20 protein-coding genes are annotated in these 23986 nt (G+C 64.1%); 7 read left to right on the forward strand and 13 right to left on the reverse strand.

Annotated elements, in window-relative coordinates; translation table 11 throughout:
* Positions 1-27 precede the first annotated feature (27 nt).
* The 3 genes from GBB14_RS04945 (at position 28) to GBB14_RS04955 (ending at position 3422) form a co-directional block, all read left to right on the forward strand.
* Positions 28-747: a putative N-acetylmannosamine-6-phosphate 2-epimerase gene (locus tag GBB14_RS04945; protein ID WP_151530137.1), complete on the forward strand. Its 720-nt coding sequence runs from the start codon at positions 28-30 to the stop codon at positions 745-747.
* A complete protein-coding gene (locus tag GBB14_RS04950) occupies positions 740-1882 on the forward strand; it encodes an N-acetylglucosamine-6-phosphate deacetylase (RefSeq protein WP_151530136.1) in 1143 nt (380 codons plus the stop codon). Before GBB14_RS04945 ends, GBB14_RS04950 begins: the two co-directional genes overlap by 8 nt.
* A 412-nt stretch (positions 1883-2294) precedes the next feature.
* Positions 2295-3422: a hypothetical protein gene (locus GBB14_RS04955; protein WP_151530135.1), complete on the forward strand. Its 1128-nt coding sequence runs from the start codon at positions 2295-2297 to the stop codon at positions 3420-3422.
* A gap of 332 nt (positions 3423-3754) precedes the next feature.
* On the opposite strand, the gene fbaA is transcribed toward GBB14_RS04955, so the two are convergent.
* Positions 3755-4789, reverse strand: coding sequence for a class II fructose-bisphosphate aldolase (fbaA, locus tag GBB14_RS04960; RefSeq protein ID WP_151530480.1), 1035 nt, complete (start codon positions 4787-4789; stop codon positions 3755-3757).
* A 646-nt stretch (positions 4790-5435) separates the two neighbouring features.
* Between fbaA and GBB14_RS04965 the strand changes: the two genes are divergently transcribed.
* Positions 5436-6458 carry a S66 peptidase family protein gene (locus GBB14_RS04965; protein ID WP_151529267.1) on the forward strand — a complete coding sequence of 341 codons (1023 nt, stop codon included), beginning with the start codon at positions 5436-5438 and terminating at the stop codon, positions 6456-6458.
* Positions 6459-6522: 64 nt separating this feature from the next.
* Here GBB14_RS04965 and GBB14_RS04970 read toward each other — a convergent pair whose 3' ends face one another.
* The 8 genes from GBB14_RS04970 to clpB form a co-directional block, all read right to left on the reverse strand.
* Positions 6523-7260 carry a hypothetical protein gene (locus tag GBB14_RS04970; RefSeq protein ID WP_151529268.1) on the reverse strand — a complete coding sequence of 246 codons (738 nt, stop codon included), beginning with the start codon at positions 7258-7260 and terminating at the stop codon, positions 6523-6525.
* Between the two features lie 207 nt (positions 7261-7467).
* On the reverse strand, positions 7468-8676 hold the full coding sequence (locus tag GBB14_RS04975; RefSeq protein WP_151529269.1) for a glycoside hydrolase family 76 protein: 1209 nt from the start codon (positions 8674-8676) through the stop codon (positions 7468-7470).
* Between the two features lie 257 nt (positions 8677-8933).
* Positions 8934-9626: an RNA methyltransferase gene (locus GBB14_RS04980; RefSeq protein WP_151529270.1), complete on the reverse strand. Its 693-nt coding sequence runs from the start codon at positions 9624-9626 to the stop codon at positions 8934-8936.
* The gene (gene pyrE / locus GBB14_RS04985) at positions 9619-10173 is read right to left on the reverse strand and encodes an orotate phosphoribosyltransferase (protein WP_370451575.1); all 555 of its coding nucleotides are present in this window, start codon (positions 10171-10173) and stop codon (positions 9619-9621) included. Before pyrE ends, GBB14_RS04980 begins: the two co-directional genes overlap by 8 nt.
* 3 nt (positions 10174-10176) lie before the next feature.
* Entirely contained in the window at positions 10177-11766 is a 1590-nt protein-coding gene (locus GBB14_RS04990; RefSeq protein ID WP_151529271.1) for a hypothetical protein, read from the reverse strand.
* Positions 11767-11804: 38 nt separating this feature from the next.
* On the reverse strand, positions 11805-12677 hold the full coding sequence (locus GBB14_RS04995; protein ID WP_151529272.1) for a sulfurtransferase: 873 nt from the start codon (positions 12675-12677) through the stop codon (positions 11805-11807).
* A 263-nt stretch (positions 12678-12940) separates the two neighbouring features.
* The gene (locus GBB14_RS05000; protein ID WP_151529273.1) at positions 12941-13738 is read right to left on the reverse strand and encodes a hypothetical protein; all 798 of its coding nucleotides are present in this window, start codon (positions 13736-13738) and stop codon (positions 12941-12943) included.
* A 75-nt stretch (positions 13739-13813) separates the two neighbouring features.
* Positions 13814-16369, reverse strand: a complete 2556-nt coding sequence (gene clpB, locus GBB14_RS05005; protein ID WP_151529274.1) for an ATP-dependent chaperone ClpB — start codon at positions 16367-16369, stop codon at positions 13814-13816.
* Between the two features lie 238 nt (positions 16370-16607).
* Here clpB and GBB14_RS05010 point away from each other — a divergent pair, with 238 nt between their 5' ends.
* Positions 16608-17858, forward strand: a complete 1251-nt coding sequence (locus GBB14_RS05010) for an FAD-binding oxidoreductase (RefSeq protein ID WP_192796177.1) — start codon at positions 16608-16610, stop codon at positions 17856-17858.
* Between the two features lie 22 nt (positions 17859-17880).
* Here the strand turns inward: GBB14_RS05010 and GBB14_RS05015 are convergent, their stop codons facing one another.
* Positions 17881-18723, reverse strand: coding sequence for a carbon-nitrogen hydrolase family protein (locus tag GBB14_RS05015; protein WP_151529276.1), 843 nt, complete (start codon positions 18721-18723; stop codon positions 17881-17883).
* A 91-nt stretch (positions 18724-18814) separates the two neighbouring features.
* Between GBB14_RS05015 and GBB14_RS05020 the strand changes: the two genes are divergently transcribed.
* Positions 18815-19084 carry a hypothetical protein gene (locus GBB14_RS05020; RefSeq protein WP_151529277.1) on the forward strand — a complete coding sequence of 90 codons (270 nt, stop codon included), beginning with the start codon at positions 18815-18817 and terminating at the stop codon, positions 19082-19084.
* The gene (locus GBB14_RS05025) at positions 19081-20325 is read left to right on the forward strand and encodes an alpha/beta hydrolase (protein WP_151529278.1); all 1245 of its coding nucleotides are present in this window, start codon (positions 19081-19083) and stop codon (positions 20323-20325) included. Before GBB14_RS05020 ends, GBB14_RS05025 begins: the two co-directional genes overlap by 4 nt.
* A gap of 66 nt (positions 20326-20391) precedes the next feature.
* Here the strand turns inward: GBB14_RS05025 and GBB14_RS05030 are convergent, their stop codons facing one another.
* The 3 genes from GBB14_RS05030 to GBB14_RS05040 all read right to left on the reverse strand — a co-directional run bounded on the left by GBB14_RS05030 (position 20392) and on the right by GBB14_RS05040 (position 23841).
* On the reverse strand, positions 20392-21915 hold the full coding sequence (locus tag GBB14_RS05030; RefSeq protein WP_151529279.1) for an aldehyde dehydrogenase family protein: 1524 nt from the start codon (positions 21913-21915) through the stop codon (positions 20392-20394).
* 205 nt (positions 21916-22120) lie between these two features.
* Positions 22121-22744: an MBL fold metallo-hydrolase gene (locus tag GBB14_RS05035; protein ID WP_151529280.1), complete on the reverse strand. Its 624-nt coding sequence runs from the start codon at positions 22742-22744 to the stop codon at positions 22121-22123.
* A gap of 2 nt (positions 22745-22746) precedes the next feature.
* On the reverse strand, positions 22747-23841 hold the full coding sequence (locus tag GBB14_RS05040; protein WP_151529281.1) for an S-(hydroxymethyl)mycothiol dehydrogenase: 1095 nt from the start codon (positions 23839-23841) through the stop codon (positions 22747-22749).
* Between the last annotated feature and the right edge of the window lie 145 nt (positions 23842-23986).

Raw genomic sequence — 23986 nt, forward strand, 5'->3', positions numbered from 1 at the left:
CGCATTCGTCACTTGAGGAGAATTCCCTTGTCTCTATCCCTCACCGACTTCAGCACCCAGGTTCGCGGTAGCCTCATCGTCTCCGCCCAAGCCCCCGATGGGCATCCGCTCCGCGATACCCACACCATCGCTCGGTTAGCGGCCGCCGCCGAGCACGGCGGCTCCACCGCTATCCGCTGCGGCGGCTATGGCGGGCTGGCCGATATCCGCGCCGTGGCCGCAGCCGTATCCGTGCCAGTGATCGGGCTAACCAAGGAAGGCGATACGGGCGTCTACATCACCCCCACCGTGGCCTCCGCCGTGGCCGTGGCCGAGGCGGGCGCGCAGGTGGTGGCCATCGACGCCACCCAGCGGCCCCGCCAAGATGGCTCGAGCTTCGCCGAGCAGGTGCGCGCCGTGCACGAGGCCGGCGCCTTGGCTATGGCCGATATCGCCACCGTCTCCGAGGCCACTGCGGCGGTGGCCGCCGGCGCCGATATTGTCTCCACCACCCTGGCCGGCTACACCGAGCACCGCGCCGCCACCACCGGCCCCGACCTCGAGCTGGTGCGCGAGGTTCGCGCCGCCATCGGCCCAGAAGTCTTCCTCATCGGTGAGGGCCGCTATCACAGCCCCGAGGCCGTCAGCGCCGGCTTGGAGGCCGGTGCCGACGCCATTATCGTGGGCACCGCCATCACAGATACCGCGTGGGTGACCGCCCGCTTCGTCGAGGCAGCTCGCGCTCGCGAAGGAGTGGATCATGACTGAGTACATTGGCACTCTCATCCAACCAGGCCAGCCCGGCTATCCAGCCCGAGTGAGCATCGATAGCTCCGGCAGCGCCGCCATCGAACGCCTCGATAAGCCCGTGGACACCGGGCTTGTCATCACCCCTGGACTGGCGGACCTGCACAACCACGGCGGCGCGGGCTTCTCCTTTCCCACCTCCTCGCTGGAGGAATGCCGCGAGGCCGCGCTGCACCACCGGCGATTTGGCACCACAACGCTTTTGGCCTCCACAGTCTCGCAGACCCGAGAGGTGCTACTGCCCCAGCTCGGCATCCTCGCCAGCCTGGTGGAGGAAGGCAGCCTCGATGGCATCCACGCCGAAGGGCCCTTCGTCAACACCTGCCGCTGCGGCGCCCAGGACCCAGCCGCCATCATCCCCGGCGACCCCGAGTTCTTCCGCGAGATGATCGAGGCCGCGCGCGGCCAGCTGCGCTCGATCACCTTCGCCCCAGAAACCGATCACGCCCGAGAGCTGGTGGATCTGTGTGTGCAGCATGACATCATCGTCTCCTTGGGGCACACGGATGCGAACTTCGACGAGACCGCCGCGATCGTGGACTATGCCACCGGCCAGGGCGCGCAGGTAACAGCCACGCACCTGTTCAATGCCATGCCCTCGCTGCACCACCGCAATCCCGGGCCCATCGCTGCGCTTCTCGACGCCGCCTCCCAGCGCGAGGACGTCTCCGTGGAGCTCATCGCCGATGGCGTGCATCTGGATAACCACACCGTGCAGATGGTGCTCAACACCGTGGGCTATCCCGCGGCCACCTTCGTCTCCGATGCGATGGGGGCGGCCGGCAAGGCCGATGGCGACTATGTGCTCGGCGCACTCGCCGTCACCGTCCGCGATGGCGTCGCCCGGCTGCGCACCGAGGATGGCAGCGAAGGCTCCATCGCCGGCGGCACCTCGCGGGTCAGCGACCAGGTGCGTCTCCAAAGCTCCGTCGGCCTGCCGCTGCCGCAGGTACTGCGCTCCGCCACCTCCGGCCACGGGCTGCTGAACCTCGCCCACCGCGCCAGCGTGAGCGAGGGCCCCGCCAATCTCGTGGTGTGGGACGAGCAGATGCAGGTGCGTGAGGTCTATCGCGAAGGACACCGCGCACAGTCCTAGTTAGCGCCAGATTCAGGGCGTTCGAACCATAGGGTTCGGGCGCCCTTTTCTCTACCCAGTCAAGGCTGAGCACGTGGCTTGGTGGTAGCACCGTTATGCGGGTAGGTGAATTTTTTGCTTCCTGCTGGGAGGGGCGGTTATATGCCGGCCCCTGATGGGCAGTTGCTGACATATCCCCAGTTAAACGCGCCCCTTGCAGCCGATCCTGAGAGGACACATAGACGAGGCTGGGGCCGATTCGCCCCCACATGAGGGTGACTGAGGGTGGCGTCGATAAGCAAAAAGAAGGCATATTACTCACAGGTGGGATGTTTTATAATCAGTTCGCAGCGCTTTTCATCTGTTGTAGATTCGTTACTTTACGGCTTAGGATTTCGTCACCCCCTATCCCACATTCGTGAGAGGATGACACATGTCCCTAACTCGAGCCCTACGCTCGATAGCGGTCGCTGCTGCAGCAGTGACACTTCCCCTGCTCAGCGCCCCCGTGGCCGTCGCCGAACCCGCCCCCGCGCTGGTCGATCAAGGTGACGTACTGCTCACCGACGCCGGCAATGGCCAAGTCAGCTCCTGCACCATCGGCTACGTGGACGAGGCCAATGGCCGCGCCTGGACCGACGCCCACTGCGGCGCCAACGGCACCGAGGTCTACGACGCCTTCTACACCCCCATCGGCCGCCTGCACCACATCTACCCCGACGTGTTCGCCGCCGTACAAAACAGCAACGACTCCCGCTGGGGGCCGGTGAGCCGCATGGCCGACGTGGCCTACATCGAGTTCTACGACTCCAAGTACATCGGCCAGAACTACTTCTCTGGCGACACCATCGCCCAGCCGGAGGTTGGCGACAAGCTGTGCACCTACGGCAACCGCACCCAGCGCATCGCCTGCTCCCCGATCCTGTACCTGACCGGCCCGGTGGCCATCACCGCTGACGTGGGCAGCGATCACGGCGACTCTGGCGGACCCGCTTGGATCGAGGGCAAGGGCTACTTCGGCCAGCTGCTCGGCGCCGACTGGATCTGGCGCTCCGATCAGGGCAAGATCACCACCACCGTGTTCCGCCAGGTCGGCAACAACGATCTCGCCCGCCCGCTGAACCTGCACCAGCCAGTGGAAGGCTATGAGCCGGACTTCAACCTAGTGCGCAGCCAGCCCGTGACGAGCACCGCCGACGCTGATCGCATCATGAACGAGAAGCGGGAGCGCGACGCCAAGGAGCGGGAGCGCGTGGAGCGTCACCGCCGCGGCGAGACGCTTGAGGAAGACCTGCGCCGCGCCCGCACCGCCAAGAACGAGCTGGAAGGCCGCAAGAAGGACATCGAGGAAAAGCTGGAGAACACCACTCCGGAGGAGCAGATCGATTCCGAGGACAAGCTCAATGAGCGTGCCGAGCTCGAGCGCGAGCTGGAGGAAGTCAACTCCACCCTGGAGATCGTCTCCGAGCAGACCGAGATCTACGAGCGGATCACCACCGACACCACCGACTACGAGCGCTCTGAGCGCCGCAGCCTGATCTCGTGGCTCACCCGCCGCTAGATCGCTAGATCGCTCGTGCTCGTTCGCTAGCCCGCTAGCCCGCTAGCCGGCTCGCAACAAGCGCATAACACGCACCTACCGCCCCCAGCGCGGCCCTCGTGGCCAGGCTGGGGGCGGTAGTACTGCGCGCGGGGGTGTGAGGGTGGGCAGCGGCGCGGGGTGGATACTGCGGCGCGGGGACGGGAGCTCGGGTGCTGGGGTGGACGTCCGAGCACCCGGGAGCGAAGCGGCGAGTGAGCAGCGCACTGAGCGGACGTCGAAGGAAGACCCCCAGACATGCGAACACCCTCCCCGTTGCGTGGTGTGCTGTGGGGAGGGTGTGAAGGGGGGTGTTACTTGGATACGGAGGTGCCAGCGGAGTGGAGGTCCTGGCAGGCCTCCACGATGCGCTCGGCCATGCCGGTCTCGGCCTTTTTCATGTAGGAGCGGGGATCGTAGACCTTCTTGTTTCCGACCTCGCCGTCGATCTTGAACACGCCATCGTAGTTAGCGAACATGTGGCGGGCGACCGGGTTGGTGAACGCGTACTGGGTGTCGGTGTCCACATTCATCTTGATCACGCCGTAGCGCAGGGACTCCTCGATCTTTTCCTTCTCGGAGCCGGAACCACCGTGGAAGACGAAGTCGAAGGGGTTAGAACCGGCATCCAGGCCGAGCTTCTTTTCTGCCACCTTCTGGCCCATGTCCAAAACCTCGGGGCGCAGCTTGACGTTGCCCGGCTTGTACACGCCGTGAACATTACCGAAGGTAGCGGCCAGCAGGTAGCGGCCGTTCTCACCGGTACCGAGAGCATCAATGGTCTTAGCGAAGTCTTCCTCAGAGGTGTAGAGGTTAGCGCCAGCCTTGGCCTCCACGCCGTCCTCCTCGCCGCCGACGACACCGATCTCTACCTCGAGAACGATATTGGCGTTACGGGCCTTTTCCAGCAGTTCCTGGGCGATCTCAAGGTTCTCGTCGATCGGCACAGCGGAACCATCCCACATGTGGGACTGGAACAACGGCAACTCACCGCGATCCACGCGCTCCTGAGAGATCGCGATCAGCGGACGCACGTACTCGTCCAGAACTTCCTTCTGGCAGTGATCGGTGTGCAGGGCAACGTTGATGCCGTAGTGCTTGGCTGCCTCGTGCGCGAAAGCGGCCAGTGCGCACGCGCCAGCAACCTTGTTCTTCACATTGAGACCGGAACCGAACTCAGCGCCGCCAGTGGAGAACTGAATGATGCCATCAGACTCAGCGTCAGCGAAGCCCTTGAGCGCGGCGTTGATGGTCTCGGAAGAGGTGCAGTTGATAGCCGGATAGGCGAAGCCGCCCTCCTTGGCCTTGTTCAGCATCTCGTTGTAGACCTCGGGGGTTGCAATTGGCATGAAGAAAATCCCTCCATAGAGTGTGGTTGGCGACGCATCTTCTCGAGGCGACTGCCGCAGCCCAACCACGGAGGCAGCGAGGCTGCGGATAGCCGATCCGATATGTGCGCTTTGGTTTTTATTATGCCAGCTTTAGCGCACTATCGCAGTACCTAAACCGCCCCACACCACGTGAAAAACCACACATTCGGGCATGAGCGGGAGCCTTTCTGGGCAGAGAATGTGTCTAAACAAAAATCCGGATGCCATCGTGTGGCTCCTTCCGAATGTATGACCGAGTGTTTGGCAGACAATGTCGCAGCTGTTTCCTCAATCATCACTACCACGGGCCTCACCTTGGATCAGCTGCTCACCGAGCTCGAGCGCACGGTAACACAGGGCGCGGAAGAGCAGGCGGGATCTTCGATATCGACCAGCTTTCGGCTTCAGCGGCCACGCAGCTCGCTTATCTCTATGAGCTGCACGCCGCACTGCTGCATCAGCTGCGCGGCCCGCAAGCCCCAGCGCCGCTGTTGAAGAAGACGCTGCACTCCTTGCCTCACGCTGGGAATGGATGAGGACGCCCACCGCGTGAAAACACGTTTCACCACGGGCCGCTAAGACGTCCCCGTGTCTGCCGCCGCTGCCGCCGCTAGAGTAAGAGGCTATGAAACTCGCTGTTATCTCGCCCTCTTTCGCTGCCGCCGGCGCTTTCCCTGAGGTCTATGCTCAAGCGCTTACGCGCCTGCGGGAGCTCGGATTCGAGCCAGTGGAGTTTCCCAGCACCCGCACCGTCGGTGCCCCCGCCGAGGATCGTGCCCGCGATATCACCGCGGCCTTCGCCGACCCCACGGTCGCTGGGATACTCGCCGTCATTGGCGGCGACGATCAGCTCCAGGTGATCCCGCATCTGGATGATGAGGTGATTCGGCACAACCCCAAGCCCTTCCTCGGCTACTCCGATAACACCAACCTGCACAACCATCTCTGGCAGCTGGGGATTCAGAGCTTCTATGGCGGTTCCACCCATGTGCACCTCGGGTCCGGGCCGTATATCGATCCCGAGCACCGCGCCTCCTTCCTCGCCGCTCTGCGCGATGGCGGCCACCTCGAGATCACCCCAGTGGACGCCTCGGAAGATGTTGGGGTGGACTGGACCCAGCCTGCGGCATTGCGCAGCTTCGGTGAGCGCCGCCCGGCGCGCCCGTGGCAGTGGCGCGGGGCGCGCGATCGCGTCAGCGGTGCCACTTGGGGCGGCTGCATTGAGGTGATTGATCAGCTAGCCATGGCGGGGCGTATGCCGACGCTGGACAAGCTGCGGGGTCACATCATTCTGCTCGAAGCCTGCGAGCACCTCACCCCACCGGATCAGATCATGCGGTGGGTGCGCGCGCTCGGCGAGTGGGGGCTTTTCGACGTCGCCTCGGGGCTCATGGTCGCCTCCCCGCCGGTGAGCTCGCAGGAGGTTATTCCCTCAAAGATGCAGCAGGATGCTGCCTGGCAGGCCCAGTGCGATGTGATCTTCGAGCAGCTTGCGCACTATAACCCCGAGCTGCCTGCCGTGTTCGGGGTGCCTTTTGGGCATACGCGGCCGCAATGGATCCTCCCCTATGGCGGGCAGCTCACCCTCGACGCCGTACAACGTCGGGTCTTCGCCGACTACCAGGTGAACTATCCGCGGCGGCGATAGCCACACTAGGCGCTATTGAGGGCAGCCAGCCCACCAACAACCCCACATACAGCGCCGCGGCACCTCACAGGGGCAGTGGCGCGGTGCGCATCGAGGTGGCGGTGAAGCTCGGGGAATCGCCGAGCGAGTACACCGCACAATAGAAGTGCAGGCTGTCCGCATAGGCTGCTTCCACCTTGCTCAGCAATACCCCAGCGTTTATGTAGCTCAGCAGCGACTTCACTTCGAGGTTCAGTACCCGCTGGGTTTCTGGGTTGTAGTCCCAACCATTGTCGCGGCGGAAGGCCACGCCACGGTTGCCCATGATGGCCGTCCATTCCCCTTCGGGCATGCGCTCCAGAATCTGCAGCGAGTCGAACTTAGACATCGCGGGCGCCAGCGTTGGCCGAGCGTCGCCCAGGATGCGCATGAGATTGGTGAACACATCCTCGGGGTTGCCTCCCAGCTCGTCTTGGCTCGGTACAAGACCCTGCACATAGGCCTGAGCCGAGGGCACCAGCAGCGGGTCAAAGAGCATAATCACCAAATCGGCATAGCGGAAGAAGCTCAGCGCGTCCCGATCCACGCTAGGGTTTTCCACATCCTCGCCGGCGACGTCGCAAAGCACCACATAATTGGGACGCTCAACGCCGCCCCTATCGAGCCACGTGCCGAGAGAGAAAATGAAAGGATCCCGCTGATAGGCGTCCTCCTGGGTGCTGGTGGGGGTGGGCGCCATCTGCTTCATCTCCACGTAGAGCGGCTGCTCATAGTGCTTGGTGTAGCGCTCCTTCGTGGAGGCAGCCACCGGTTCCACCACCATGCCGAGGGGATTTCTTGCTGGCCACCAGCTCCAGCTGCTTCACTACGACCTCCAGATAGAGGCTTTTTGCCAGTGGCGCCCCACCCACTCAACGCATCTCAACATATAAGGGGTGAGGGTGAGGCTGCCGCGCTGCGATGCTCGCGCGTAGGGCTTGGGGCGACCTCGAGCTGCGAGGATACTGCGTGTGCGCTCGATACCGCGCCTTTAACCGTTGAGGTCGAGCTCCGCGCCCACTTGGGTGCTCACGCGCGCGGCGGCTTCCATGAGCATCCAGCCGCTGAGCTGAACCGAAAGATCCCGCTCTGGGATGCCGGAACTGGTGAGCGCTCCGCCCACCTTGGCAGAGACCACACCGGCATTGCGTGGCAGCTGGGCATCCTCGGTCCACTCCGCTGGGAACACCGGCAGGCCATCGATTTCGAGGCGATATCCCCAGGCGGCCTCGGCGGATGCCAAGACCAGCCGCGCAGCGATCTTCTTGGTGGAGGTATTGCGCCCGCCATCATTCGGTAGATTCACGGCCACCTCGGCGAGGTAGCGGGCAAGAATGCCCTTGAACAGCCCGCCATCGCCGCCGCGGTTCACCGTGGTGATCGCGCCGCGATCATTAGCCAGTTCTTTGGCCACGGCGTGCACAAGCTGCCGCACGCGGGCCACATAATCCATGATGTCCTCGGCGCGGTCGGCGTCCTCGAGAGTCTCGATACGCGCATGGGGCTCCAGCCCTGCTTGGTTGCGCAATTGTTCGATAATGGCCATGCAGGCGCCCATGACCACGCCCTGGCAGTAGGGGTGAATGGGCTTGACGATTTCGGGGCCGTGCATGCGCATACGCACCCCATCCATGATCAAACCCTTTTCATTCATCAGGTTGTCAAAGACCCAATCGGTCATGGTGCGGGCCTCGTCCACATAGCCGGTGCGGGCCAGCATGATCGCGGCGGGGCCGTTGGTGGGCACGTTGAAGAAGTTCTCCCCCTCCCGCCAGGGCAGCACGCCGAGACCGAGGTCCACATTGGCGCGCAGGTCCTCCTCCAGCTCCGCCGCATAGGCGGGCGCGGAGAGGGAATGCACTGTATCCATGCGGCGCAAGGCAAGGGCCAGCCACGCTTTATCGTCGTAGTACTTATTGCGGCTCAGCTTGTAGATATTGCGCACCCTGATGCCGCGCACCGTGTGCTGGATGCGTTTCCGGCGGGGCCGAGTGGAGGTACGCAGCGCCGCATCAATCTGGCAGTCCAGATAGTGCGCCTGCCACCAGTAGTGCCAATGCAGCATGAGCTTTTCCTTCACACCCCCAGGCCAGGCCACTTCGGCCAGGTTGGTGCGCGGCAACGCCCACAGCCCAGTGGCATGACGATCCTCAATCGCTGCCTCGGCTAGGTCAGCGCGGTGAATCCACTTCTCGGGCACGGTAGTTGTCCTCATTCCATCAAGGTCACGAGCAGCGACCGCCCACGGGGGCGGAAACTGGTGGATACGCCCATGGCCCGTACAGGGACTAGGGCGCAGCGTGTGCAAGCCACTGCCAGAGCGCGGTGGCTTCAACTCACGTTCTACACTTTCTCTAATTGAAACGGTAACAGAAACGACACATACCCGCGGTGGCCTGCGCTAACGCTATTCTTCGGGAACATAAGCTACGGGTGAGTATGCGCCGCTGGGCGCGGCTACCAAGAATGGCGCAGATCGGCGTGTTGGCGAATCCAGGTATGCATGGCGATGCCGGCTGCTACCCCGGCGTTGATCGAGCGCGTCGACCCAAATTGGGCGATCGAGCAGGTCATGATCGCCCCCTCTTGGGCTTGGGGGCTGACCCCGGGGCCTTCCTGTCCGAAGAGCAATAAGCAGCGCTCGGGCAGCTCGGCGGTTTCCAGCGGCACGGAACCGGGCACATTATCGATGGCCACCACGCTGAGATCCTGCTCGCGGGCAAAGGCTAGCACCTCGGCCACGCTGGAGTGATGGCGCAGGTGCTGGTAGCGGTCGGTCACCATGGCACCGCGGCGATTCCACCGCCGCCGACCCACGATATGCACCGTGTCCACGGCAAAAGCATTGGCGGTGCGCACCACCGTGCCGATATTCGAGTCATTCTCGAAGTTCTCGATAGCGATGTGCAGCTGGTGCCGCCGGGAATCGATATCGGCGACGATGGCCTCCATCGTCCAATAGCGGTAGGCGTCCACCACATTGCGGCGATCGCCCTCCGCCAGCAGCCGAGGATCATAGCGGGAGTCCGTGGGCAGCGGTGTATCGGGATACTCCTGCGCCCACGGCCCGACCCCGCGGGGCGCCTCGAACCACTCGGTGGGCCCGCGCCCCGAGGAACCCTCCGGTTCCGGTGTCTGCTGCTTAGGCAAGACCAAGATCCTCCAAGCCCAGCAGGTAGCGGTAGTCGAGGCCCTCTGCGGCGATCACATCGGCGGCACCGGTGGCGCGATCCACCACCGTCGCTACCGCCACGACCTCGGCGCCAGCCTCACGCAGCGCCTGCACGGCGGTGAGCGGGGAATTGCCGGTGGTGGTGGTATCTTCCACCACCAGCACCTTCTTGTCCACCACATCAGGGCCCTCGATACGGCGCTGCATACCGTGCTTCTTTGCTTCCTTGCGCACCACGAAGGAGTTAATCTCACGGCCCTCGGCGTGCATCACGGCGGTCGCCACCGGGTCAGCACCCAGGGTGAGCCCGCCGACGCTGACATAGTCCAAGTCCTTGGTCTCTTCCCGCAGCAGGGCCCCAATCAGCCGGGAGGCCCGGTGGTGCAGCGTGGCGCGGCGCAGGTCCACGTAATAGTTGGCCTTCTTCCCCGAGGAGAGCGTGACCTCCCCGTGCACCACGGCCAGTTCTTTCACTAGCTCTGCCAGTTCTGCCTTTGCAGCCGCAACGTCCATTCTCGCGCTCATTTCCTAGTTGTTAGTGGTGGTGTTCTCATCCGCGTCGCCGCCCTCATCCGCGGCCGCGTCGCGCTCGTCCTGCACGGGCGTATCCGCCTCGTCCTGGGCCGCAGAGTCATTGAGACGCGCGGCGAACTCGGGGGTGAAGCTGGTGCCCAGCTCTGCGGAGATGTCATTAAAGATAGACGAGGACATTCCCGTATCGCGCAGCACCTTAGTGCCATCGAAGCCGGTGTGCTCGCGGCTATCGCCGGAGGCGATGGGGGCGATGTCATCGGTGCCCACACCGCGGGAGCTCACGACCCCGCGCGATACCTGCTGGGCGCGGCTCGGCAGCTCCACCGGCTCTTCGGGGCGGGTGACCACGGCGGGACGCGGGTCGGAGAATTCCTCCGGCACACTCACCTCATCCAGCTCGATGGGTTCCACCGCCGGCCGGGAAGGATCGCGGTCCTCCAATTTCAGATCCAGCAGCGCGCCGCGGCGGGGCGGCAGCGCGCGGGCGGCGTCGGCAAGCATAGAGAGCGGCTGGCACACCGCATCCCAATCAGGCGACTGCGAGTGGGGCTGGAATTGGGCGAGCACCCAGTTGCCCTCGCACCACACGGCATCAACGGCCGGCGGCAGGGCCTCGAGGGCGGCGTGTACGCGCTCATCGAGGAAGCGCTCGGCCACATCGACTTCACTGGCCACCACGCGCAGCTCGTGTAGCTCGCCGACGGGCAGCAAATCCTCACCGGCGCCGGGGGCATCATCCGCGCTGGCGCGACGGGCATCGATCACCACATCAGAGACCGAGCCGCGACGCATCGCCATCACGCACACCCCACCGAGATCCACCAGGTGCATCTCGTGACCGCAGGCGGTGCCGCTGACCACGTTGCGCGCTACCGCGCCCATGGCGGCCGCGCCACGCGACCACTCATCGCTGAGGAACTCATCGCTTTTAGCGAAGAAGTAGTCATGCTCCTTGGCCCAATCGCGCCGCTCACGGCGCGCGGAGTTCATAAACCCGGGCAGGGAGAAACGCCGCTTCGAAGCCGCGGCGGCCGGTGCCATATCGGCGCCAGACTGCTCCTCGTGTTCCTCGTTCGCTTCGTTCTCCTCGGGAGCGTCGGGATCTGCGGGGTCCACGGGCTCTATGGACTCGGCGATGGACGCGTGCGGCGCTGGCTTTGCCTCCGCCTCCGAGTCGGGGTGCGGGAGATCGTAGAGGGCGTCCTCGGTGTCCACATCCACCTCGGTTTCTTCCTCGGCGTAGATGGCCGTGGCGCCGTCGGGGGCGGCTGCAGGCTCGCTAGGCTCGGCAGCCGCAGGCTCGACAGGCTCGGCAGGCTCGTGTGGCCCCTCCTCCGCTGCGGGCTGCGGCTCCGAGTGCTCGGCCGGGGCGGGCGCGGTGTCAGCGACCGGCAGCGGCGCGGCGGCAGCGTCATCCGCCACGGGGCGCTCAGGCGCCTGCTCGTCCTCGACGGGACGGGCGGCGTCGCTGGTGCGGGATATCTCGCGCGGGGCAGTGCGGGTGCGGCGTTTGCGATCTACAACGAGCAGCCAGAGGCCGACGAGGAAGAGGAGTGCCGCAACGATAAAGATAACTAGGTTCATCGCTCACCTAGCTTAATCTGTGCTGAGCGGCGGTGAAACTAATTTCGCACACACTCCGACACACTGGCGACGTCGCCACGCTCCACGGGGTTGCTGGCATCGGCGCACCACTGAGACCAGCCACCGGGATAGAGAGCCGCGCCATCGAGTCCGGCGAGGTGCATGGCGAAGATCGCTTGGGAGCTGTGCACGCCCGAACCGGAGATCATGATGGTCTTCATGCCCGGCGTGATGCCCGCCTTGTCAAAGATCTCCCGAATGTCCTCGGGGCTGCGATAACGATTGTCCTCGGTGAGGAAGTCGGTAACGGGAATGTTCACCGAGCCGGGGATATGGCCGGCCTTGAGATCGAGGAATTCCTTGCGGCCCGCGAAGCGGTTGCGGGAGCGACAGTCAATGAGCACTGCGTCGCCGGTGGTGGCGGCGCGCTGCACGTCCTCATAGTCGGCGACGGCCAGGTTGCCCAGGTGCGGGCGGATATTAGAAAACATGGGCAGGTTGCCCGGGCCGCCGATGACCTGGTGCCCGTCTGCTTCCCATGCGGCCATGCCGCCGTCGAGCACGCGCACATCCTGCACGCCCGCCCAGGTCAGCACCCACCAGGCGCGGGCCGCGAAAAGCCCATTACCTTCGTCGTAGACCACAACTTTTTGATCGGTATTAATGCCCCACCGCACGAACCACCTAGCCAGCTGAGCGGCGTCCGGAAGCGGGTTGCGCCCCTCCGCGCGGGAGGGAACACCGGCCAGCGCGTGCGCGGTATCGCAGTAGAGGGAGGTGGGGATGTGTTCGGAATTGAATTTGTACAGGCCTTCTTTTTCGCCTGCCCGCCAGAAGGATGCAAGGAGGGTGGTCTTGCGGCCAAAGCGGATGCGGTCTGCCAACTCATCAGGGGTGATGGTGAGATTCATAGCTGCCAGCCTAAGCCACACCACGCCTTTATGCAGGTTGAGGCGGTTTTCAGAAAGATCAACGGGCAGAAGTTTTGTACTTTTGCGGCTGTTAGGACTGTCCCCTGGTATCCCCCAACAGGCGCTCCTCGTCAGACCTCCCCCCTATCAGGAGGGGAAATCGGCGCGTCATGCGGTACATTCCACGTCTAAAAAGTGTGAATGTAATTTGTTCTGGGATTCCAGATCACAGTCTCGTGGGCACGAGCCCGCAGGTCCCCGCGCTAGCCGCGGGTCGCGGCGATGCGATCGAGCTGTGCCTGCGCTAGGGTCTTGACGCTGTTGAGCTCGATACCGCGGGCCAGCACAACCACATTCCCAGTGCGCCCCCGCACAATATAGGTTCGGTGTCCTTCTTCGGCCGAGGAACCATCGACCCACGTCACTGTGGAATAGGCCTGCACATCCTCGGCCCCGCTCAGCGTCACATCGTCGATGGCGGTGTGCTTAAAGTGCTGCGTCACGCTATAGCCGACATCGACCCCACCCACGGGAAGCGTGGCGCTGTAGTCGAGGCAGTTCTCCTCAAGGGCACCGTGCTCACCCAGGGCCTCGGCGTCCGCGATCAGCACCGAATAGGCCTCGAGATCGGCATTATCCGTGTAGTCCTCGGGCTTGGGCTGCCACATCACCACATTCGCGGCCTCGGGTTTCTCGGCCACGAGCGCGGTAATGAAGCTCTCGCCTAGTGCCACCTCGGCGCATTCTGCCGGCTCTGTGCGTAGTTGTTCCTCTTGGTACTTCTGGCTGCGCGCCAGCTCCGTGCGCTCCTCATCGCTGAGCGCGGCATAGTCCTGTCCATAGTTGGCGTAGCGCAGATGCGGCAGCATCTCCCCTTCCTGCAGGGTGGCGGCAGCGATATCCACGGGTTCCACCTGCTGCACTGCGCTTGTCGACGTCGTCTCCTCCGGCTGCTGTCCGTCCTGCTCATCCGTCGAGCACGCTGCCACGCTCAGCAGTAGGGGCGCCAGAGCAATACCGGCGCAGAGGCGGTAGACAGGGCCGGAGAAGATTCGATGCATGCGCGCTATTCTATGCCACCGGCGACCGCGGGTGCGCGCCAGCCGGCGAGGGGGCAGCTGCCTCAACCACGGCTCTTAGGAGCTCAGCTCGAGGTCCTCGCCGCCTTCGGCGACATCCGCGTGCACGGTGTTGCCATCGTGGATCTCTCCCGCCAATAGCTTGCGGGCGAGCTGGTCGCCGATGGATTTCTGGATGAGTCGGCGCAGCGGCCGGGCACCATAGGCGGGATCGTAGCCGCGATCGGCCAACCAGTGCTTGGCGGCATCGGAGACCTGCAGGGTGAGCTGTCGGGCGGCGAGCCGCTCCGCCAGCTGGTTCACCTGGATCTCCACGATGTGGGTCAGCTGCTCCTGGGTGAGGCTATCGAAGATCACCACATCGTCGAGGCGGTTGACGAACTCCGGCTTGAAGGTGCGCTTCACGGCGTCCATCATCTGCTCGTGGCTACCACCAGCGCCCAGGTTCGAGGTCAGAATCAGCAGGGTATTACGGAAGTCCACCGTACGGCCCTGACCATCGGTGAGGCGGCCGTCGTCAAGCACCTGGAGCAGAATGTCGAACACATCCGGATGCGCCTTTTCTACCTCGTCGAAGAGAACGACGGTGTAGGGGCGGCGGCGCACAGCCTCGGTGAGCTGGCCGCCGGCATCGTAGCCGACGTATCCGGGAGGGGCACCCACCAGGCGAGCCACGGAGTGCTTCTCCCCATACTCGGACATATCGATGCGCACCATGGCGCGCTCATCGTCGAAGAGGAACTCGGCCAGGGCCTTCGCCAGCTCGGTCTTACCCACACCGGTGGGACCGAGGAAGAGGAAGCTACCCGTGGGCCGGTTCGGGTCGGCCACCCCGGCGCGGGCCCGGCGCGTGGCGTCGGAGACTGCCCGCACCGCGTCCAGCTGGCCGACCACTCGCTTGCCCAGCACATCTTCCATGTGCAGGAGCTTCTCGGTTTCGCCCTGCATCATCTTGCCGGCGGGAATACCCGTCCACGAGCTGACCACCTCGGCGATCACATCGGGAGTGACCTCCTCGGCCACCATGGCGTTGTTCTGGCCATCCTTCACCTGCGACTCGGCGGCGGCAACCTTCTTCTCCACCTCTGGGATCTTGCCGTAGCGCAGCTCGGCCACCTTGCCATAGTCGCCGTCGCGCTCCGCGATCTCGGACTCAGAACGCAGCCGCTCGAGCTCTTCCTTGGCATCGCGCATCTCATCGATCGCGCTCTTCTCATTGGACCAGCGCGCCTTCAGCTCGCCGAGCTTTTCGCGCTCATCGGCCAGCTCCTCGCGCAGCTTCGCCAGACGCTGCTGCGAGGCCGCATCGCTTTCCTTCGCCAGTGCCATCTCTTCGATTTCTAGGCGCCGGACGATGCGCTCGAGCTCATCAATCTCCTGCGGGGAGGAGTCGATCTCCATGCGCAGCCGCGAGGCCGCCTCGTCTACCAAGTCGATCGCCTTATCGGGCAAGAAACGGTTGGTGATGTAGCGGTTGGACAACTCGGAGGCGGCCACCAAGGCGGAGTCCTGGATGCGCACACCATGGTGCACCTCATAGCGCTCCTTCAGCCCGCGCAGAATACCCACGGCATCATCCACCGAGGGCTCGCCCACATACACCTGCTGGAAGCGGCGCTCGAGCGCGGCATCCTTTTCAATGTACTTGCGGTACTCCTCCAAGGTGGTGGCACCAACGAGACGCAGCTCGCCGCGCGCCAGCATGGGCTTAATCATGTTGCCGGCATCCATGGCGGAATCGCCCGTGGCACCCGCGCCGACAATGGTGTGGAGCTCATCAATAAAGGTGACAATCTCGCCCTCGGCGCCCTTGATCTCATCGAGCACCGCCTTGAGCCGCTCCTCGAACTCGCCGCGATATTTCGCGCCGGCCACCATCGAGCCCAAATCCAGGCTGATGAGGGTCTTGCCGCGCAGCGACTCCGGCACATCGCCGGCCACAATGCGTCGCGCAAGCCCCTCCACAATGGCGGTTTTACCCACACCGGGTTCACCAATGAGCACGGGGTTATTCTTCGTGCGGCGCGAGAGCACCTGAACCACACGGCGAATCTCGGCGTCACGGCCGATCACGGGATCAATCTTGCCCTCGCGGGCGCGGGCCGTAAGATCCGTGGAGTACTTTTCTAGCGCCTGGAACTGGCCTTCGGGATCCTCGGTGGTCACCTTGTGCCCACCGCGCACCGAAGGAAAGGCGTTTTTAATCACATCATAGGTGGCACCAGCACCCTGCAAGAGCTGGGCGGCGTCATCCTTGCCGCGAGCAATCGCAGCCAGCAGCACCTCGGTAGAGACAAACTCATCGCCCAACTCGCCGGCCAGTTCCTGGGCGGCGGTGAGAGCATTGAGCCCATCGCGGTTAAATTGCGGATTCGCCATCCCCTGCCCCTCGGCACTGGGATAGGACGTCACCAGATCCCGCGCCTTGGCAGCAATAGCCTTCGGATCGGCACCCGATGCCTTGAGCACCGGGGAGGCAATGCCCTCCTCTTGTTCCAAGATGGCCACCAAGATGTGGGCGGGACGGATATCAGGATTCCCCTCAGCGCTGGCGAGCTTCAGGGCTTCCTGTAGCGCCTCAGAGGTCTTTGTTGTGGGGTTAAACCCTGCCATGGTCGTTCTTTCCTCTCATTAATCAGTGTCGTTATATCTTTCCCACGCGGCGGGAGCGCCGTAGGTGGCGTCGATAAGCGCCGTGCGCCATTGCCTCGTGGGGGATTCACTCTCTATAACGCACCAAAACTTGAGTCTGTTCCACTCAAGCAGAAATATTTTCAGAAAAAGTTGAGCAACCCACCCTCAACTCTGGCTTCAGTTCCCAGCTCACTGCGAAATGGTGCAGAATAGGTCCATGGCCACAGAGGATCTGAGTGATATCGCAGAGCGCCTTGTCTCCCGTGCAGAGGCGTTTCGAACCACCACCTATGAGCGACTCATCACCGCTCTCCCCGATGTCGCCATCCTCTTCTCCGCCACGCCGCAGCAACGCCACTATTTTCTCGTGCCCGTGCTCGAGCAGCTGCTGCGCAACACCCCCGCCAGCGGCGAGCTCACCCCGCGCATGCAGCGCATCATCGCCCAGCTTGGGCGCGATCACCGCAAATTCCGAGTGCCGGTGCACGTCCTGCCCGAGTTCGGCCGCATCATCAACCGCGGCATTCTAGAAAACTGCGCCGATATGTCCGTCGGCCACGTCCTCGGCGCCCAAGAAGCGGTGAGTAAGGCCTGCGACATCATGGCCTCGGCGATGATCACCGAGGAACATCGCGGCATCCCCGCACTGTATCGGGCGGAAGTAGTGGAGGTGGAGCGCCGCACCAAGCGCGTCAGCGTGGTGCGCGTGGTCACCGACCGGCCCATCCCCTACCGCGCCGGGCAGTTTGTGCCCTGCAATGCCAATCTCATCCCCGGCGAATGGCGCTTCCTCTCCCCCGCCAACCCCAGCAACGCCCAAGGCTTCATCGAATTCCACGTACGCATCAACCAGCGAGGACGATGCTCGCCAATGTTCGGCCTTGCCCGGCCCGGCGATGTGTGGTGGATCGGCAACCCCCTCGGCACCCTCGCCATCCCCGGCGACCGTGACGTGCTCATGCTCGCCCACACTCACGGCCTCGCGCTGCTGCGCTCGATGATCTTCGATCTGGCCGAGAAACAGATGCGCATGCACGCCAACTCTGTACTCAGAGCAGGCGATAGCACCGCCGCCACCACCGTGCACACCCCACCTAATGTGACGCTGTTCTATGGCGCCGAGTTCCCCGCCGAGCTCTACGACCTCTCCACGCTCATGCAGCTCTCCGCCACCCAGCCATGGCTGCGGGTCTACCCTTGCGTGGACTCCCCCGACAACCCCTACTGGGCCCACGACACCACCTACTCCCAGCTGCCGACAGGGCTGAATCTCAATATCGGCTCCCCCACCGAGGTGGCCATGCGCACCACCCCGCCCGTGCACGCTGGGTCACACTCGGCGCTGCGCGCGTGGCGCAACCACGACATCTTCATCCACGGCGGCGGCAACTTCATCCTCCCGGCGCGCACGCGGCTGCTCGATACCGGAATCGATCCGGCGCGGATTCACACCATCCCGCTCGGGTAGCACGGAGAGCAGGCGGGCGGCGCTAGCTGTATTCCGCCTCGTTGAGCAGGACAGGAATAGAGCGTCGTGCCGCATCCAGCTGCTCGCGCTCGAGCTCCACGTAGAGGATCTCCGGCTCATAGCCGGCCTCGGCGAGCACCTGCCCCGCCGGGCCCACCACGCGGGAATGCCCAATGCCGGTGGGGCCATCGTCCTCCCCGGCTTTCGTTACTCCGCCGGGGCGCGCCTGGGCCGCGGCCAGAATGTAGCAGGTGGAGTCCAGGGCGCGGGCGGTAGTGAGGGCGCGCCACTGTTCCCGCTTGCCCTCGCCGTCCTGCCAAGAGGTGGGCACCGCGATCACCTCAGCCCCCTTCTGTCGCGCGAGATCTTTGAATTGCTCGGGGAAACGCACATCGAAGCAGATGGCACAGCCCAGCCTCCACGACTCACCGCTACTGCCCGGCACATCCACTACCAGCAGCTCATTCCCGGCGCGAACGGTGTCTGATTCGCGGAATCCGAAGGCGTCATAGCAGTGAATCTTGGTATAGCCGGCGTGCAGCCCGCGCCCTGTCACCAGCGCCACATTATCGACGCGATGGACTTCTTTCCCCTCGCGCTCAATGGTGTCGGCGGTGCAGAACATGCCCACCACGAGCACCACGTCGAGCTCGGTGGCTAGCTCGGCGACGGCGGTGGCGAAGGGGCCATCGAGCGGCTCCGCCTGCTGATCCAGCCGACCTGTACCAAAGGCCTGCGAGCTGGCCTCGGGGAACACGATCAGCTCCGCGCCCTGGGTGGCCGCCTCCCGGGCCTTGCCAAGCACCTGCTCGAGATTGGCCTCTTTATCATCGCTACTCAGAATTTGCACTACTGCTGCTTTCATAACACCAGCGTATGTGCATAACCCTGGGTTATCCACACGCCACGGCGCCGCGCCCTCGCCCAGGCGCTGCGGCTGGCGCATAGTGAGCGCCATGAATGAACTCAGCTTTAGCCCCCACAGTGTCTCCCCACTCTTTCGCGCCGCCACGGTGAGCGTGCGCCCACCCGAGCCAGCCATGCCGGCCTTCACCAGCCTCGCCCTGCGTGCCGCCAGTGGCCGTCTCACCCACCGGCTGTCGCTTGTCGACGCCGCCCTCACCCAGCACACCCGCAGCGTCGAGGAGTTCGTCCACCGCTGTCTCAGCTGCAATGAGCATCTCGCAAACAACCTCGCCCAGCGGATCGGAGGAGCGCTGCGATGACGCGCCTGATCACTCCCGCCAAGCAGCTTCCCCTTGATTCCGGGGAGATGGCGGCGATCGCCGAACGCTATGTGGCCCTCGCGGTGGAGGTATCGCGACAGATCGACAGCAATATTCGCCGCTGGCAGCAGGCTGTGAGCGAAGGTGTACGCGGCGCGGCATTCAATGCTGCCGCCCAGCATGAGGAGCAGATGCAGGTCCCTGCGGCGCGCTCGGCTGCACAGATGCAGCAGATTGCCTCGGTGTTAGAGGCCGCACTCCCCTTCCAACGGCAGCTTGAGACCCTCTGGGAGGGGCTGCGCGCCACCGCGCCCTTCGCCGCGGCCGCTGGGGCACCGGTGTTGCAGCTGCACCAGCGGATGCGGATGTTTCTCCTCGCCACCGGCCGCGGGCTCGACGCGCTCTGTGGCGCCGAGATTGCCCGTGTCTGCAGCGCGGAACTGCCGCCCCCGACCTCACGATTGGCGGACTATGCCGAGCTTCCGGCTCGCGATATCGATGTGCTGCAGCGCGCCCAGGCGCCACAGGAGATTCAGCCGCTGCTGGCGGACAACGCCGATGTCACCGTGCTGGAGGCCTCGGATGGACGGCTCGTGGTGGCGGTGGGCGATATTGATGCGGCCGAGTCGATCACCACCGTGGTCGCCGGGGTGGGATCCTCCGATATTTCCGGCTGGGGCACCTATCTTGAGCGCACCCGCTCGATAGCCAGCGCCACCGGCGGGGCCGCGGTGATGTGGATGGGCTATAGCGCCCCCAGCAACCTCGGCCAAGCGCTCTCCCGTGACAGTGCCCAGCGCGGCAGCGAGGAATTGCGCACATTCCAGCAATCGCTACGCGAGCGCCGCCGCGCCATCACCGCCGGCGACAGCCCCGGCGAGGAGCGGGTGGCAGAGCCGCGGCTGCTTACCCTCGGCCATTCCTATGGCTCCACTGTGGCGGGCATGGCCGCCCGCGAGGAGGGGCTGGCCACCGATGCGTTGGTGCTGCTCGGCTCGCCCGGGGTGGGCGCACACCACCGCGAGGAGCTGGTCTTTGATAACGAGGAGACGGATGTAGTAGCTCTGACCGGCAGCGCGGATGTCATCACTCTCGCCCCCGATCCTCACTTCGGGGTGCACGGTCCGGATCCCAGTTCCTCCAGCTTCGGCGCGGAGGTCTGGCACGGTAGGCACACCCACACCAGCTACTGGGATGATCCCGAGCTCCTTGCCCGCCTGGGCAGGCTCGCCCACCGCTAAACGCCACCGGCGCCGCGCTCCCAGTACTGGGGGCCACGGCGCCGTAATCGTCACGCGGGAGGGTGTTTAGAACAGCCCAGTGGGCTTGGGGTCATAGGAGGTGAGCACGCACTTGGTCTCGGTGTAGTGATCGAGCATCATGGCGTGGTTCTCGCGGCCAATACCGGACTCCTTGAAACCACCGAAGGCAGCACCGGCCGGGTAGCTGTGGTAGTGGTTCACCCACACGCGACCAGCGTGAATGGCGCGGGAGGCACGGTAGGCGGTGTTTTGATCGCGGGTCCACACACCGGCACCGAGGCCGTAGTTGGTGTCATTGGCGATCTCGATGGCCTCATCAAAGTCCTTGAAGGTGGTGACCACCAGCACGGGGCCGAAGACCTCCTCGCGGAAGATCTGCATCGAGTTTTCGCCCCGCATGATGGTGGGCTCCACATAGAAGCCGCCGTCGAGGCTGCCCTCGAGCTTGGCCACGTTGCCGCCGGTGAGCACCTCGGCGCCCTCGGCCGGGCCGGAGGTAAGGTAGCCGGAAATCTTGTCCAGCTGCTCCTGCGAGGCCTGGGCGCCCAGCATCACCTCGGAATCGAGGGGGTTGCCCACCTTGATCTTCTTGGTGCGCTCCACCACGCGGGCGATGAACTCATCGGCGATGTCCTCTTGGATGAGGGCGCGCGAGGGACAGGTGCACACCTCGCCGGAGTTCAGGGCGAACATGACCACGCCCTCGACGCACTTGTCCAGGAACTCATCGTCCTTGCTCATGATGTCGCTGAAGAACACCGAGGGAGACTTGCCGCCGAGCTCCAAGGTCACCGGGATCACCTGATCGGCCACTGCCTTGTTGATCATCTTGCCCACCTCGGTGGAACCAGTGAAGGCCACCTTGGCGATACGACGGGAGGAGGTCAGCGCCGCGCCGGCCTCTTTGCCGAGGCCATTGACGATGTTCACCACACCCTTGGGCAGCAGATCAGCGATGAGCTCCATGAGATAGAGCACCGATACCGGGGTCTGCTCTGCGGGCTTGAGCACCACACAGTTGCCAGCGGCCAGGGCTGGGGCGAGCTTCCACGCAGCCATGAGGATGGGGAAGTTCCACGGAATGATCTGCCCGACCACACCGAGTGGCTCCTTGAAGTGATAGGCCACGGTGTTGCGATCGATCTGGGAGGTATGGCCTTCGAGAGTGCGGGTGACACCAGCAAAGTAGCGGAAATGGTCGGCAGCCAGCGGGATGTCGGCAGCCAGGGCCTCGCGCACCGGCTTACCATTCTCCCAGGTCTCAGCTACTGCGAGCTTTTCCACATTTTCTTCGATGCGCTCAGCGATCTTGTTCAGCACCATCGCGCGCTCTGCCGGGGCGGTGTGGCCCCACTCATCCTTGGCGGCGTGCGCCGCGTCGAGGGCCAGGTTGATGTCTTCTTCCTTGCCGCGAGCGAACTGACAGAACACCTCGCCGGTGACCGGCGTGATGTTGTCTAGGTACTCGCCGCTGGCCGGTGGGGTCCACTCGCCGTTGATGAAGTTGTCATAGCGTTCGCGGAAGGACACAATCGAGCCCTCGGAATTGGGATGTGCGTAGACAGTCATGCTGTGTTCTCCGTATCTCTCGTCGGACCATATCCATGGCACCGCAGTGTGTGGGGACTTTCTGCACCACCACCCAGCGGGTAGTGACGTGCCACACAGCCTACGCACATTCCCGCCGTGGCGCATATGACCCACGACACACCTGTGCGGACGGTGCCAGCATGTCACTGAAACCGTCCGCGCTCTGTCTGCAGCCATATCAGCCCTAGTAGCCGCGCTTAATCCACTCCTCCAAGTGGGGCGCCTCGCTACCAATGGTGGTGTGATCGCCGTGTCCGGTGCGCACGATCGTCTCGGCAGGCAGCTCCAGCACGGAGGTGCGCAGCGAGTGAATGATGGTGTCGAAGCTGCTATAGCTCCGGCCCGTGGCGCCCGGCCCGCCTTGGAAGAGGGTGTCGCCACTGAAGAGCTCTGCGGCCTCCGGCACGTAGAAGCAGCACGATCCCGGCGAGTGGCCGGGGGTGTTCAGCACGCGCATCTCCGCGCCGCCGACGTCGAAAAGCATGTCCTCGCGCAGCGCCTCGTGGGCGATATCGGGGTGGGTCTGCTGCCACAGCATCTCATCACCGGGGTGCACATAGATCGGTGCATCGAGGCGGGTGGACAGCTCTGGGGCCACGGTGATGTGGTCATTGTGGGCGTGGGTGCACAGGATGCCGCGGACACGACGACCTGCGACGGCGTCGATAATCGGCTGGGCCTGGTGGGCAGCATCGATGATGTAAACCTCGGAGTCGTCTCCGACGATCCAAATATTGTTGTCCACATCCCATTCGCCCCCATCAAGGGCGAAGGTGCCACTGGTTTCTACATGATCAACTCGGAACATAATTAGATCACCACCACGCTACGCAGAACGTCTCCGGCCTTCATGGTGGCGAAGGCCTCTTCCACCGCTCCCAGCTCGATGCGCTCGGAGACGAACTTGTCCAGCGGGAAACGCCCCTGGAGGTGCAGGTCCACGAAGGCGGGGAAATCGCGCTCCGGCAGGCAATCGCCGTACCACGCCGGCTTCAGGCTGCCGCCGCGGGAGTAGAAGTCGATGGCTGGGATGTCGATATGATCGCTCAGGTTCGGTACACCCACCATCACCATGCGGCCTGCATGATCGCGGGAATAGAAGGCTTGGCGCCAGGTGGGCATGATCCCCACGGCGTCGATGGTCACATCTGCGCCGAAGCCATCGGTGATCTCGCGGACGCGCTCGATCACCTGCTCCTCCGATAGCTCGGAGGAATTAATGGTGTGGGTAGCACCGAAGTCGGTGGCGGCATCCAGCTTGCGCTGGTCCACATCCACGGCGATCACGGTGCGGGCCTGGTTCACCACCGCCCCAGCGATGGCCGCCATGCCGACGCCGCCGCAGCCAAACACGGCCACGGACTCGCCGCGGGCGATATCGGCGGTATTGACCGCCGCGCCCAGCCCAGCCATCACGCCGCAGCCGAGCAACCCGGCCGCAGCCGGATCCTCCGCCGGATTCACCTTGGTGCACTGCTTTTCGTGCACCAGAGTTTTCTCCGCGAAGGCGCCGATGCCCAGTGCGGGACTGAGCGCGGTGCCGTCCTCGAGAGTCATGGGCTGCGAGGCATTGTGGGTGCTAAAGCAGTACTTGGGCTCGCCGCGCTTACAGGCACGGCACTCGCCACACACGGCACGCCAGTTGAGCACCACGAAGTCGCCCTCGGCAACGAAGGTGACATCCTCGCCCACCTGGGAGACCACGCCGGCCGCCTCGTGGCCGAGCAAGAAGGGGTAGGCGTCCTCGATATCGCCATCGCGATAAGCCAGATCGGTATGGCACACCCCGCAGGCCTTGATATCCACCACCACATCGGTGGGACCAGGATCGGGGATAATTATCTGCGCTTTTTCTACGGGTGCACCCTTTTCACGGGCGATGATTCCAGTAACGGTGGCTGTCATTAACGTGCCACTCCTTCAGGGTTATAGAGGGGTCATTGTCCAACCCTTCAGTGTACCCAGATTTTCAATCATTGCCGATAACGTTTTTCACTAGCGCACTCGCATTCCTGCTGCGCACCGCCTATGCCGACGCATCACCGGCGTT

The sequence above is a fragment of the Corynebacterium sp. 51B genome, from assembly GCF_008930785.1.
Classification (GTDB): Bacteria; Actinomycetota; Actinomycetes; order Mycobacteriales; family Mycobacteriaceae; genus Corynebacterium; species Corynebacterium megadyptis.

What these genes read in the sequence shown, in the direction of transcription:
- GBB14_RS05035 (WP_151529280.1), bottom strand. Translation starts at nt 22,744, where the DNA reads ATGTTCCGAGTTGATCATGTAGAAACCAGTGGCACCTTCGCCCTTGAT.
- GBB14_RS04970 (WP_151529268.1), bottom strand. Translation starts at nt 7,260, where the DNA reads ATGGTGGTGGAACCGGTGGCTGCCTCCACGAAGGAGCGCTACACCAAG.
- GBB14_RS04995 (WP_151529272.1), bottom strand. Translation starts at nt 12,677, where the DNA reads ATGAATCTCACCATCACCCCTGATGAGTTGGCAGACCGCATCCGCTTT.
- clpB (WP_151529274.1), bottom strand. Translation starts at nt 16,369, where the DNA reads ATGGCAGGGTTTAACCCCACAACAAAGACCTCTGAGGCGCTACAGGAA.
- GBB14_RS05010 (WP_192796177.1), top strand. Translation starts at nt 16,608, where the DNA reads ATGGCCACAGAGGATCTGAGTGATATCGCAGAGCGCCTTGTCTCCCGT.
- GBB14_RS05015 (WP_151529276.1), bottom strand. Translation starts at nt 18,723, where the DNA reads ATGAAAGCAGCAGTAGTGCAAATTCTGAGTAGCGATGATAAAGAGGCC.
- GBB14_RS05000 (WP_151529273.1), bottom strand. Translation starts at nt 13,738, where the DNA reads ATGCATCGAATCTTCTCCGGCCCTGTCTACCGCCTCTGCGCCGGTATT.
- pyrE (WP_370451575.1), bottom strand. Translation starts at nt 10,173, where the DNA reads ATGAGCGCGAGAATGGACGTTGCGGCTGCAAAGGCAGAACTGGCAGAG.
- GBB14_RS04965 (WP_151529267.1), top strand. Translation starts at nt 5,436, where the DNA reads ATGAAACTCGCTGTTATCTCGCCCTCTTTCGCTGCCGCCGGCGCTTTC.
- GBB14_RS04955 (WP_151530135.1), top strand. Translation starts at nt 2,295, where the DNA reads ATGTCCCTAACTCGAGCCCTACGCTCGATAGCGGTCGCTGCTGCAGCA.
- GBB14_RS04950 (WP_151530136.1), top strand. Translation starts at nt 740, where the DNA reads ATGACTGAGTACATTGGCACTCTCATCCAACCAGGCCAGCCCGGCTAT.
- GBB14_RS05040 (WP_151529281.1), bottom strand. Translation starts at nt 23,841, where the DNA reads ATGACAGCCACCGTTACTGGAATCATCGCCCGTGAAAAGGGTGCACCC.
- GBB14_RS04990 (WP_151529271.1), bottom strand. Translation starts at nt 11,766, where the DNA reads ATGAACCTAGTTATCTTTATCGTTGCGGCACTCCTCTTCCTCGTCGGC.
- GBB14_RS05025 (WP_151529278.1), top strand. Translation starts at nt 19,081, where the DNA reads ATGACGCGCCTGATCACTCCCGCCAAGCAGCTTCCCCTTGATTCCGGG.
- GBB14_RS05030 (WP_151529279.1), bottom strand. Translation starts at nt 21,915, where the DNA reads ATGACTGTCTACGCACATCCCAATTCCGAGGGCTCGATTGTGTCCTTC.
- fbaA (WP_151530480.1), bottom strand. Translation starts at nt 4,789, where the DNA reads ATGCCAATTGCAACCCCCGAGGTCTACAACGAGATGCTGAACAAGGCC.
- GBB14_RS05020 (WP_151529277.1), top strand. Translation starts at nt 18,815, where the DNA reads ATGAATGAACTCAGCTTTAGCCCCCACAGTGTCTCCCCACTCTTTCGC.